Genomic DNA, 12,344 nt, shown 5'->3' with positions numbered 1-12,344 from the left:
GCTTTAATGATAAGTGAACTGTTGCAAATTGAAAACATTCAAATCATAGAATCCGTTAATGACTGGAAAGAGGGCGTCTATGTAAGTTTAAAACCGCTGTTGGACTCAGGCAGTATTACACAGCACTACATTGATACCGTTATACGTCTTACAGAACAGCACGGGGCCTATTACATGTTGTTGCCTGAGGTGGCATTGCTCCACGCACGCCCTGAAGATGGGGTTTGTCATATGAAAATGTCAATAACACTCCTTAAAAAACCTGTTCTGTTTCAAGGAAAGACAATACCGACAAAGCTGTTAATTGGCCTTGCAGCAACAGATTCTTCCAGTCATCTGGATGCTTTGGGAAGTTTAAGTGAAGTATTGAGCAGTCAAGAACGCATGGAGCAGGTTTATGCCGCTAAAACATGCCGAGATATGTATAATTTATTCATTTAATTTTAATTGGAGGCAATTATGGACTTAACAAAAACATTTGGATTGCCAGTTTCACTTGAAGGGGCAGACTATAGACTTAAATTTGGAGAAGGCATTGAACCGGAAGACAGAAGCTCAAAATATCTGCAACAGGTCATTGGCCTTTTATATAAACCTGATGCCGCCTTGGGAAAGGATGAATTAAGTTACAGCTTTTGCCCAGGTATCTATAAAGAGGAACATAAGACGCTTTTTAAAAGCAGGGACTATGCTAACGGCATTACGGTGCTAATGCCGGTTACAAATGACGCCACTGGAGGAGAATGCCGTAAAAATTCAGGACATTACCACGGCATTACAGAGGGTCATACGTTGCCTTATCCGGAAGCTTATGAAATATTAACGGGGAAAGCGGTTTTTCTGTTGCAAAAATCCACCAACTTTCACATAGATGAAGAATTGGCAGTAGATGAAATGTTGGCGGTTTTTTTAGAGCCTGGGGAAAAGTTAATAGTACCGCCTTACTATGCCCATTGTGCTATCAATATTGGAGAAGGTCCAATGGCTTTCGGCAATTTAGCCGCCCCTAGCCCACTGTTTTATGAACCTATCCAGAAAAAACATGGATTTGGATATTATGTATTAAAAATAAATGGGCATGTAGTATTCGTACCCAATGCCCGATACAGAAATCTGCCCCAGCTAAAAATTGCAAAGGCACAGGAGAATAAGGATATGGGTATCTCATTTGACACCCCTCTATATACAGCCTTTATAAATGAACCGGAACGTTTTGATTATCTGTCAAACCCAGAAAAGTATGAATTGCAAATAGATGCTTTACTGCTTAAATAATGAATTAAATAACCATTAGGAGGATTTGATGTAATGCAATTACAATTAGCCATAGATTTATGCAATACAGAGGAAATGCTGGAATTGGTTAGCAAAGTACATGATTTGGTGGATATTGTTGAAATTGGTACGCCCATGATTATTCTTGAAGGGCAGAAACCCGTTCAAGCGCTAAGGAAAAAATATCCTGAATTAACAATTCTTTCGGATACAAAAATTATGGACGGCGGAATGCTTGAAGCAGAATATGCCATTAAAGCTGGAGCGGATATTGTTACAGTGCTTGCCACCGCACCTGACGCTACTATCAAAGGTGCTATTGATACAGCCCGCAAATATGGAAAAAAAGTATTAATTGATATGATTAACCATCCGAATTTTAAGAACAGGGTAATTGAAGTGGATGGGTGGGGTGCAGATTACATCGGTGTACATACCGCTAGCGATATTCAGGGCGAAGGAAATAATCCGATTGACGAACTGCGCATTGCTGTTGAGGTGGTTAAAAATACAAAAGTGTCTGTAGCAGGCGGTATTGGAATGGATACATTGCCGAATATTAAAAAAATTGGCCCTGATGTGGTCATTGCGGGCAGCAAGATTACTGGCTCTTCTAATCCCAGAGAAACCGTAATTAAATTCCAGGAAATTATCAAAGCGTAATTTTTGAAGACAATAGAATATTCAAAATATGATGCTTACTTTATAAATTCATGCGAAAAGAAATGACAAAGCAGGCTTTATTGTAATGTTTAAATTGCGGTATAGGAGGTAAAAAAATAATGGACGCCATACAAATAGCCGAAAAAATAATGAAGGAATTGAGCGATATCATAGAAAAGGTTGAACCTGAGTCTTTGGAAAAACTGGCAGAAATGTTATTAAAGGCAAATAAAGTATATGTTGCCGGTGCCGGCCGCTCCGCCTTAATGATTAGAAGCTTTGGTATGCGGCTGATGCATTTGGGGCTTCATGCTTATGTATGCGGTGAAATAGCCACTCCGGCGGCTGAAAAAGGAGATTTAATCATTTTCGGCTCCGGTTCGGGTGAAACAGGTTCCCTTACGATTATGGCGCAAAAAGCCAAAAAACTTGGTGCTGATATAGCAATTATTACGTTTAATCCTGATTCAACCATTGGCAGACTGTCAGATTGTACTGTTGAAATTCCTGTTGGCCTCGTAGACAGCATTCAGCCAAAAGGATCATCATTTGAGCAATGCATGCTGTTAATTTGTGACAGCTTATTTCTTGACTTGGCCCTTCAAAAGGGCGTGGTAAGAGAAAATCAGAATATAGACCAATTTATCTCCATACGGCATGCCAATTTGGAATGATGGAGAGGCGGCCAACCCATGTTTTTGTGACATAGTAAATAAACTTAAAATAGGGCCAAGTCTATTTACTATAAATAGTAGGAAAACTTATTAAACTTAAATATAGAAAGACTGTTTTCAAGCCAAATAAATATATATAAAGGAGGATACGATTGTGAAACCAATGCTCGCGCCGTCAATTATGTGCGCAGATTTATTAAACCTTGAGAGAGAAATCAGGCTGTTGGAAGAGGCAAAAGTGGAACTTATACATTTTGATGTAATGGATACTACTTTCACAACAACAACAATGCTTCCGCCAATGTTAATATCAGCCATTAATAAAATAACGAATATCCCAGTTGATATCCATGTAATGATCGATAAACCGCAACGTATTATAGATTATTTGCTCCCTTATTGCAAGGGCAACTATATATCTTTCCATACGGAAACCACAATTGAGCTAATGGGGCTTATAAAAAAGGCAAAGGACGCCGGGGCAAAGGCAGGCGCCGCTTTAAACTATGCCACATCACTATCCGCCATAGAGGAAGTATTGCCTTCCCTCGATTTTCTTTTGCTTATACTGGGTAACGGCGGGACTGGACCGAGAATTGACTTAGACGCTCAATTACTGCACAAGATTAGCCGCGCCCGTAAAATGCTGGATGATGCCGGATGTGAACACGTACCTATTTCAGTAGATGGAGGCGTATCGTTTGAAGTGGCAAAGAAAACCATGGAAATGGGTGCCAATATATTTGTTCTGGGAACGAAAAGCATTTATAACAAGGAGAACTCTGTTGTAGAACAGTGCAATGCTTTTCGGGCATATCTATCTTAAGTAGTGTTTGGCAAAATTAAAATCATGATAACAGGAAATGGGTGAGAAAATGAAAATTCGATTAGCACCCTCCATAGCCCGTGGGGATTTAATGAATATGGAGAGAGAAATAAGAAAACTTGAGGAAGTGGGTATCGAATTAATTCATTTTGATTTAATGGATACTACCTATGATGTGTATGGCAGCCAAATTATGCTGCCGACAGATATGATACCAATGATAAAAAAGATAACATCAATGCAATTGGATATCCACCTTCTGGTATCTTATCCTGAAAGGCTCTTTGAAGCATTGCTGCCCCATTGTGCAGGAAGCTATGTGGTTATACAGGCTGAGGTATGCGGATACAACATGGCAAAACTGCTTAAGAAAATTCAAAATGCAGGCGGCTTACCAGGCCTTGCCATTAATATTGGTACCCCCATTTATGTAATTGAAGAGGCATTGCCTTATATTCACATGGTCAATCTGTTAATACGGGAAGGCTTTGAAAGTGCAGCACCGTTAAATACGCACATATTGGATAAGGTGGCCCGGACAAGGTCTTATTTAAACAAGCACAACGGAGCACATATTTCAATTGAAGCAGATGGCAGTATTGGTATGGAAGAAACACGCCTCTTAGTGGATAAGGGTGCTGATATACTGGTATTGGGGACAAAAACTATTTTCAGGCAAAACAGAAGTTACGCAGAGAATACCCAGGATATTTTTGATATCATTGGCCGTACAGAAATATAAGTGTTTATTTACCGTTTAAATTCTATAGAAAGTAAGGGGGAGTGATATGCTGTTTATTGATACGGCAGATGTTGATGAGATTAAAATGGCGAAAAAAATAGGATTATTTAAGGGCGTCACAACGAATCCCACAATACTGCTAAGAGAAAAGAAAAATCGGTTCCAAGCGCTGAATGATATACTGGATACTGAAATTGGGCTGGTACTGATACAGCTTTTAGGCAATACAGTTGAACAGCGGATGGAAGATTTTAAAACTATACTTTCTAAATTGGAAGGCAGAAATATCGGCATAAAAGTTCCGATAGATATGGCAGGGCTTGAAACTGTTCGTCAAATTAGAAGTACGCATCCGGAAATGCCAATTTTAGGCACCGTAATTTATTCGGCGGAACAAGGAATTCTGGCAGGGATGGCTGGCTGTAATTATGTAGCGCCCTATGTTAACAGAATGCTAGATAATAATATTGATCCTTTTGAACAGATTCATCAGATGTATCAGATATTTAAGATGCAACAATTACCCTGTAAAGTGATGGCGGCCAGTTTCAAAAACGCTCATCAGGTGCTTAAGGCCATGGAAAGCGGTGCGCTGACAGCCACTATTGCCTATGATGTGTTTGAAAAAATGGTTAATAAAAATTTGACTATTTCTGCATTACAAGTATTTAATACTCATGGCAAGGAATTAGATTTACGATGTCTCTAAAGCAAAAACAGTCTGCTGATGAGCAAATATAATATCTCTCCATATACATTACTATATTTCACATCCCATATTACTTTTGTGCCAGATGAAGATTTTAGTATTACAAGAGAAGATGTAAATATTAGCACAAAAAGGTTGAAGCCGGTGGTTAAAATAGCCCCGGCTTTAAGTTTTTTGAATTTAGTCTTTTCTGCCTTATCCAGTTTGAATACCATCATCTATATTAATGAAAGCCTTAGAATAGTTTTACTTTTGAAGCATGAATTTTTACATAATATCAAACACATCTTAAAAATAGGGTCTATATAGATAACCTGTATTCCATTGCTGCTCTTAATGATTGACCATATACTGCAAAATATAACCGCAATCGTAACTGTTTTAATTCCCCCCGGCTATGCTTCCGGGAGAGCCTCCTATCATCATAAGAATTGAGGATATAAATTTTGAGGATTCATTCAATCTATGCCGATTCATTGAGCTGAATCCGGCTGTTCTTAAGGTAACAGATTGAAACAGCGCGGCAATGATTTTATGGCCTAAAGAAAATTTGCCGATGGTGTTTGGGTTATTGTATTCCAGTATAATTCTTCAGAACACTTTGTTTTGTCTATCGCTGCCGATATTTGTGCGCTTGCGGTAAGCTCCATGGCTTTTGTAGCTTTGCTAAGGCTGTTGATACCTCTCATTCTTCGTTTTATTGCTGTAAGAGATGTACTTGACATGGCTTACACCTCTTTCATGCTTTTTAAAAATTCTTCAGTAAACTTCTGAATATAATTTTTTAACGCCTCGGCGGTATCCTCTGAAAAAGCGTCTTTTTTAAGGTCTAATATTAATTGAGGAGCTTTAATTTTCATGTACTCATAAAGCTCCGCCTCGTATAATTGAATAGATTCCAGCGGTATATCTTTTAAGAAGCCGTTTGATAAGGCAAAGAATATCGTAATTTGATTTTCTAAGGCAAAAGGATTATGCTCATTTTACTTTAATATTTCCACAATACGTTCGCCTACGGCAAGACGCTTTCTTGTATTTTCGTCAAGGTCGCTTCCGAATTCTACAAAATCTCTTAATTCAAGATATTGACTATAAAGAATTTTCAAGCTGCCTGAAACCTTCTTCATTGCCTTTGTCTGGGCCGAACCTCCTACGCGGCTTACGGAAATACCAGGATTTATAGCCGGCAGTATTCCAGAATTAAAAAGCTCGCTTTCCAAGAATATCTGTCCATCTGTAATGGAAATAATATTTGCGGGAGTATATGCGCTTATATTTCCGGCCTGTGTTTCTATAATAGGAAGAGCGGTAAGCGTTCCGCTGGCAACTTCTTCTGAAAGGCATGCGGCTCTTTCCAGAAGCCTGCTGTGAAGATAAAAAACATCTCCGGGATAGGCTTCGAATCCTGGCGGACGATTTAACGGTAAAGATAAGGTTCTATATGCAATGGCGTGCTGGGTTAAATTATCATAAACAATAAGTGAATTTTTCACCTGTTCCATATAAAATTCAGCCATGCTGCAGGATGCAAAGGGAGCAATATATTGCATTAATGCCGAATCAGAGGCGGGGGGCGAATACCACAATGGTATATTCCATCGCTCCGCTTTGCTGAAGAACATCAACTATCTCTACGGTTGATTTTTGCTTTTGGCCGATTACAACATATACACAATAAATATCCTTACCTTTTTGATTTATAATTGTATCAAGAGCTATGCTTGTTTTTCCAGTTTGCCTGTCTTCGATAATCACCTCACGCTATCGGTATCATTGAATCAATGGATTTTATGCCTGTTTCGAGAGATACGCTTACACTTTTTCTTTCTATTATGCCCCTAGCGGAACATTCAATTTGATAAAATTCATCTGCCTCTATTTCACCTACGCCGTCCAGAAAGGCGCCAAGGCCGTTAACTACGCGGCCAAGCATATTATAGCCAACAGGAACGGAGACGATTTTGTTTGTTCTTAACGCCTTATCACCTTCTTTAAGGCTTGAATCGCCGAAGAACAATATCGCAAGCACAGAATTTTTTTCAAGGTTCATAGCCATGCCGAAACCTTTGCCTTGAAATTCTATAAGCTCATAAATCAGGCAGTTTTCAAGGCCATATATTTGGGCAATGCCGTCGCTAACTTTAACTACCGTTCCTGTTTTCTCAATTTTGGAACCATATTCGGATAATTCCAGCCTTGCCTTAATATCTTTACTTAGCTGACCAATATCAAAACTCATAACACCCCTCACAATCTGCATTATGCTTTTCTTAATTTCATTAAGCTTAGATTTTAAACTGCCGTCAATTTCATATTTATCAAATTTGATAATGATTCCGCCAAGCAATAAAGAGTCTACTTCGCAAACAAGATCGACTTTTTTACCTGTTAAGGCTTCAAGCTTACTTTTAATCATGCATTCTTCATTTTCTTCAATAGGAAAGGCAGAGGCAATATTAATTGTAAGGTTGCGGTAACCTGGTCATATTCATTTATAAATCCGCTGTATACCTTGTCAAAGGAGGCCAAAAGGCCCTCATTAATAGAATCTAAGAATTCATTGATGTTTGCATTGGATTTGTACAATTTATAAAGCTCATCCATTTGCTTTTTAAGTTTTGGTCTTCATTTTGTTTCAAGGCCATTTGAAATAAGGCTTTACCATAATGATTTTCAAAATTATTCATGGGTTAACTCCAATTCATTTACAAAATTCGTTACAATATCCTTATGTAAATCTGCATTTACTTCACGCTCGATAACCTTTTCTGCTATTGAAACTGCCAAATCCGCAACATTCGTCTGAATTTCTTTATACATTTTTTTGCGCTTGATTTCTAAATCCTTTATAGTTTCTTTTTTATCTGCTCTGCATTATCTCTGCTTTCTTTAATATAAGCACCTTTAATTTTTGCTTCTTTCTGAGCCTCTTTAATCATGTTTTCCTTTTCAACCTGAATAAGGTTCATTTTTTTGTACTCTTGCTTCAATTTGCCGCTTTCATCCAAACTGAGTTCTTCCTTATCTATATATATTGCTTACTTCGGTTTCTCTCTGATTAATAATTTTATTAATGGGAGAAAATAAAAATCGTTTTAAAATAAGGTATAAAATAAAAATATTAGCTACAGATATTATCATTGTAGGTAGACTAATAGATATAAAATCTAAAAATTCATTCATATTATAAGCCTCTTTTCAAGTTTATAACGCAGAGATAAAGGGCTTTACGAACATTAGTATTAACGCAACGATAAATCCGTATACCGGTTGTTTCTGCTACTGCACAGCCAAGAGGCGTTGTACTTGTTACATCGGCTTTAGTTTCAGGCTGACGACCGATAGCCTCGCAAGCCTTTCCTACAGCAAAACCTTCTCCGATTCCGGGGCCAATGCCGCAAATCATTGCTATATTTTGTACCTCCGCCCTGCTGCCGACCCATCGGCCTGCTCCTTTGGCCTAACTCAAGGGATAACAAAAACAAAAGCATCCTGTAAAGATAAAGCATTTTCTCTCGGGATAGACAGATATTGTCATTAATTCAAAACTAAAAAGCACTCTGCCGAAAGTGCGCTTTCTCATATGGGTTAATTGGCTAGGCGGCGTATCCCTTATCTCAGATTTCTACATCATAAGCCAATACTTCGGAATCAGTTTATAAAACAAGGACCTCCATACCCAAGTAAATGCTTGGTATAGAGGCCTCCATTTAAAATCGTATCTTTGTTTAACATGCAAGGCAGAACTTAATAGGATAAATAAATATTAATCTTCGTTATTTGGCTTTTCTTTGGTCATATACCCCATAATAGTAACAACAGAAGGAACTGCGTTTTAATTACAAAATTGCAAATTCTTACCCCTCAAATTGGTATGTATTTTCATAGCCTTTTTAACCCTTATACCATATGGAGACAGATAAGTTACGATTCTCTCATGGCGATATTGGTCCGACGAGAGTCAATTATGGCCTTCCTAATTCGCCTCATGCCATGTGTGTAAAGCATCTTACAACCCTCGCCTATGGACGCAAGAGAGCGTCCAAATCCCTCTTGATGGCTTCGATTATTTCCAAGCCTGCCGTCTTTGTCTCTCCCTTTGCGGAAAGGTATACCTTCAGCTTGGGCTCTGTTCCCGAGGGCCTGATGATGACATTGGAATCCCCCTCCAGCACATATTCCAGCACGTCGGATTTTGGCAGTGAAATGGGAAGAGTCTCTGGGGATAATACGCAGCCGTTTTCCTCAGGAACAATCCGCCTCTTGGAAAGGAGGTAATCGGCAATCTGAATCACCTTTTTTCCTGCAATCTCTAAGGGGGCCTCTGCCCTCAAGGCCGCCAGAAGTTCTGTCATTTTTTGCATGCCCACGGCACCGGGGAATTCAAACTCCATCAAATCATTTATATAATAACCGTATTGGTCATAGAGCTCCGTCAATCTGTCAACCAGGGTTTTACCCATTGCCTTATAATAAGCTGCGGCTTCGCAGAGAAGCATGGCAGCTACAACGCCGTCCTTATCCCGCACGTAGGTGCCGGCCAGGTAGCCGCAACTTTCCTCAAAGCCGAAGATAAAGCGCTTTCCCATGCCAACCTTTTCCATGAAACCAATCTGCTCTCCGATAAACTTAAATCCGGTGAGGACATTCTGTACCTCCACCCCATACGCCTTAGCCACGGGCTCCGCCATGGAACTTGAGACAATGGTCTTGATAAAAAGGGGGTTTTCAGGCATAGGCGCCTTGCGCTGACAAATAAAATCCAGCAGCAAAATACCTATCTCATTGCCGGAAAGCCGCATAAAATCCTCTCTATAGTGACGAACCGCAACCCCTATCCGGTCACAGTCCGGATCCGTGGCAATCAGCAAATCCGGCGCCTCCCCTTCTTCACCAAGTCTTTTGCACAGACCGAGGCCCAGGGCTAAGGCCTCCATTTTTTCCGGATTCGGGTAAGGGCAGGTTCGGAAGGTTTCATCGGGGTATTGCTGTTCCTCTACCAAAGCGACCTTTTTTACGCCGATTCTTTTGAGAATGGCGGTAACAGGCTTATAGCCGGTACCGTTCAGCGGCGTATAGACCACCGAAAGAGCGTCACAACCCGTCACACCCATTCGCTCCCCATAAACAGCATCCATGTAGGCCTGTATCACCGCATCAGGAATCACCTCTATCAGCGGAACGCCGCTATCATCGGAAAGGGCCAAGGCCATAGCAAGCCGCTCTTCCAAGGTCAAGTCAAGGTCCGTGCTGATGGTTTTTACATCCTCAAAAATATGAATCTCATTGATGAAGTTCAAAACCTCTTCCGCAGCCTCCAAGGTCAGTTGGCAGCCTTCTTCATTGTATACCTTATAACCGTTATACTGGGCCGGATTGTGGCTGGCGGTTATCATTACACCGCCGCAGCCGTAATGGCGAACCGCAAAGGATAAAGCCGGCGTCGGCATCAGCTCCGGATAAATATATGCTTTAATCTCGTTGGCGGCAAAGACGCAGGCTGCCTCCAGAGCAAAAAGCCGGGAATTTTTCCGGCTGTCGTAAGCGATGGCAATGGCGGGGTTCCGACCCTTATAGCCTTCGCTGCCCTTGCCGTAATGGGCGTTTATATAATCTGCAAATCCCTGGCTGGTTCTCCTTACCGTGTAGATATTCATCCGGTTGGTTCCTGGTCCAAGAAGGCCCCGCAGACCGCCGGTGCCAAATTCCAAATCCCTGTAAAACCGGTCCTCTATTTCCTTTTCACCGGTAAGGGCCAGAAGTTCTTCTCTTAACGCTTCGTCCAAATGCGGCTGGTTCAGCCATTCTTGGAGTAAAGCTCTAAAGTTCCCCATGGGCTTTCCCCCTCTCTGGTTTCTATGTAACTTAAATTATCTTCTCTGAATGCAAAAGTGCTTTCCCAAAGCTGCTTTTCCTCCCGCATGATAACCTGAGGGTCATTGACGGCAAGATGGAGCATCAGCCGAAAAACCTCGTCGGCTCTGGCACTGAGAGTCTCGGCGATTTCTTCGGCGGTCATGAATTGACCGCTTTTATCGGAAAGGTATTTTCTGGCTGCATTTCTCAATGCAATGAGTCCATTGGCTGCATTTTTACCCTGCTCCACCGCCGGCTGGTCATAGGCATTTACATTTATAAGGCTTGCGTAAAATCCTACGGCCCTTTCGAAAAGAGCAATCAGCGCTCCGACATAATAAGGCGTTACTGCTGGTATGGTGATGGTCATGGTTCTGTGCCCCTGCGCTTCCAGGGCCTTTTTTGTACCCAGCAGGAACGCCTGCAGGAACGCACCGCTGGTGCTTCCATCGCTCAAAACAGGGGATTCTCCTTCCCTATCCCGGAGAACTTCAACGAAGGTCACAAAATAATTGTCTTCTCCGGCCACAAGCTGCTGTACGTAAGAATGCTGGTCGGAAGAACCCTTATTCCCGATAACAGTAAGACCTTGATGTACCACATGGCCGGAGAGATCATGCTCCTTGCCCAAAGATTCCATCACAAGCTGTTGCAGATGCTTTGCAAAAAGCTCGAGAGAATCCTTATAGGGCAGAACAACCATTGTCTCTTTTCCCCTGCCGCCGCTGCACCTATACCAGGATAAGGCCATCAGCGCCGCCGGATTGTTCCGGGGACTGCGGCTTCGGGTCAGTTGGTCGCATTCCGCGGCTCCCTGCAGCAGCGCCATGGTATCAACCCCTACAAGAGACAGGGGCAAAAGTCCCACGGCAGACATCACCGAGGTTCTGCCCCCTACCCAGTCCCATAGGAAGAAGCGGTCAAGCCAATTCTCCTCCGCAGCCATAGCGTCCAGCAGGTTGTCTCTTTCGCTTATGCTAACGGCATGTTTTGAGAAGCAAAGGCCGTGACGTTCATAGAAAACCCTTGCTTCTTCCATGCAGTTTCTTGTCTCCACCGTTTTCCCACTCTTGGAAATGATGAGAATCATGGTGGCATCCAGCTCGGCCGCAACCGCATCGAAGATATTATCCATACCATCCGGGTCCGTGTTATCCATGAAGTAAAGCTTCATTTTCCGACTTCGGCACGGCAGCGTATGATACACAAAAGCCGTTCCCAGACTGCTGCCGCCCATCCCTGCCACGATGATATTTTTGAATCGGCTGCCAGACTCATTTTGCAGCTCTCCGCCATGTATCTTTTTCGTAAAGCTTTGTATATGTGAGAGGTTATCCCTTATGCTTTCCGCCACCTTCTCATCAGGTGCCATTTCCGCATTGCGGAGCCAATAGTGGCCGACCATCCGCTCTTCACTTGGGTTTGCTATGGCGCCCTTTTCCAGCCGGTCCATGGCTTCAAAAGCTCCGGCCAGTTTCTCTCTCATCTCATCAAAATAGCTGTCTGTGAGCCCCATTCCGCTCCAGTCCAGCATCAAGCGCGTCTTTGGGGAATAATAAAGGGAATCTTTTAATCTCTTCAATCCTTCCATTTCATACA

Annotated in this window: 13 protein-coding genes and 3 pseudogenes; 7 read left to right on the top strand and 9 right to left on the bottom strand. The window is 41.8% G+C overall.

The window, feature by feature from the left end; all coding sequences use genetic code 11:
* Positions 1-6: 6 nt before the first annotated feature.
* From NBX03_RS04405 to NBX03_RS04375, 7 genes are all read left to right on the top strand, one after another.
* Positions 7-441: a PTS sugar transporter subunit IIA gene (locus NBX03_RS04405; protein ID WP_250229539.1), complete on the top strand. Its 435-nt coding sequence runs from the start codon at positions 7-9 to the stop codon at positions 439-441.
* A gap of 18 nt (positions 442-459) precedes the next feature.
* Positions 460-1,275 carry a glucose-6-phosphate isomerase family protein gene (locus tag NBX03_RS04400; RefSeq protein WP_250229538.1) on the top strand — a complete coding sequence of 272 codons (816 nt, stop codon included), beginning with the start codon at positions 460-462 and terminating at the stop codon, positions 1,273-1,275.
* Between the two features lie 33 nt (positions 1,276-1,308).
* Positions 1,309-1,938 (top strand): 3-hexulose-6-phosphate synthase, encoded by a 630-nt coding sequence (gene hxlA / locus NBX03_RS04395; protein ID WP_250229537.1) that lies wholly within the window; start codon positions 1,309-1,311, stop codon positions 1,936-1,938.
* 119 nt (positions 1,939-2,057) lie between these two features.
* Entirely contained in the window at positions 2,058-2,612 is a 555-nt protein-coding gene (hxlB, locus tag NBX03_RS04390) for a 6-phospho-3-hexuloisomerase (RefSeq protein WP_250229536.1), read from the top strand.
* 163 nt (positions 2,613-2,775) lie between these two features.
* Positions 2,776-3,438, top strand: a complete 663-nt coding sequence (locus NBX03_RS04385) for a ribulose-phosphate 3-epimerase (protein WP_250230221.1) — start codon at positions 2,776-2,778, stop codon at positions 3,436-3,438.
* A gap of 49 nt (positions 3,439-3,487) precedes the next feature.
* Positions 3,488-4,180: a ribulose-phosphate 3-epimerase gene (locus NBX03_RS04380; RefSeq protein WP_250229535.1), complete on the top strand. Its 693-nt coding sequence runs from the start codon at positions 3,488-3,490 to the stop codon at positions 4,178-4,180.
* A gap of 46 nt (positions 4,181-4,226) precedes the next feature.
* Positions 4,227-4,889 carry a transaldolase family protein gene (locus NBX03_RS04375; protein ID WP_250229534.1) on the top strand — a complete coding sequence of 221 codons (663 nt, stop codon included), beginning with the start codon at positions 4,227-4,229 and terminating at the stop codon, positions 4,887-4,889.
* Between the two features lie 381 nt (positions 4,890-5,270).
* On the opposite strand, the gene NBX03_RS16120 is transcribed toward NBX03_RS04375, so the two are convergent.
* The 9 genes and pseudogenes from NBX03_RS16120 to NBX03_RS04335 all read right to left on the bottom strand — a co-directional run bounded on the left by NBX03_RS16120 (position 5,271) and on the right by NBX03_RS04335 (position 12,336).
* Positions 5,271-5,408 (bottom strand): potassium transporter TrkG, encoded by a 138-nt coding sequence (locus NBX03_RS16120; RefSeq protein WP_408628556.1) that lies wholly within the window; start codon positions 5,406-5,408, stop codon positions 5,271-5,273.
* Positions 5,409-5,428: 20 nt separating this feature from the next.
* Positions 5,429-5,614, bottom strand: a complete 186-nt coding sequence (locus tag NBX03_RS04370) for a hypothetical protein (RefSeq protein ID WP_250229533.1) — start codon at positions 5,612-5,614, stop codon at positions 5,429-5,431.
* A 3-nt stretch (positions 5,615-5,617) separates the two neighbouring features.
* A pseudogene (atpA, locus tag NBX03_RS16055) lies at positions 5,618-7,128 on the bottom strand (F0F1 ATP synthase subunit alpha).
* Between the two features lie 36 nt (positions 7,129-7,164).
* A pseudogene (locus tag NBX03_RS16050) lies at positions 7,165-7,344 on the bottom strand (F0F1 ATP synthase subunit delta); the annotation flags it as partial.
* Positions 7,345-7,568: 224 nt separating this feature from the next.
* Positions 7,569-7,709 carry a hypothetical protein gene (locus tag NBX03_RS04355; protein ID WP_250229532.1) on the bottom strand — a complete coding sequence of 47 codons (141 nt, stop codon included), beginning with the start codon at positions 7,707-7,709 and terminating at the stop codon, positions 7,569-7,571.
* 26 nt (positions 7,710-7,735) lie between these two features.
* Entirely contained in the window at positions 7,736-7,897 is a 162-nt protein-coding gene (locus NBX03_RS04350; RefSeq protein ID WP_250229531.1) for a hypothetical protein, read from the bottom strand.
* Between the two features lie 196 nt (positions 7,898-8,093).
* Positions 8,094-8,295 (bottom strand): annotated as a pseudogene (gene atpE / locus NBX03_RS04345) (ATP synthase F0 subunit C).
* Between the two features lie 616 nt (positions 8,296-8,911).
* Positions 8,912-10,723, bottom strand: a complete 1,812-nt coding sequence (locus tag NBX03_RS04340) for a phospho-sugar mutase (protein ID WP_250229530.1) — start codon at positions 10,721-10,723, stop codon at positions 8,912-8,914.
* Positions 10,687-12,336: a glucose-6-phosphate isomerase gene (locus tag NBX03_RS04335; RefSeq protein WP_250229529.1), complete on the bottom strand. Its 1,650-nt coding sequence runs from the start codon at positions 12,334-12,336 to the stop codon at positions 10,687-10,689. The genes NBX03_RS04340 and NBX03_RS04335 overlap by 37 nt, the downstream gene beginning before the upstream one ends.
* Positions 12,337-12,344: the final 8 nt, after the last annotated feature.

Source organism: Anaeropeptidivorans aminofermentans (assembly GCF_940670685.1).
Classification (GTDB): domain Bacteria; phylum Bacillota; class Clostridia; order Lachnospirales; family UBA5962; genus Anaeropeptidivorans; species Anaeropeptidivorans aminofermentans.
This window is presented reverse-complemented; position numbering and strand designations above follow the sequence as displayed.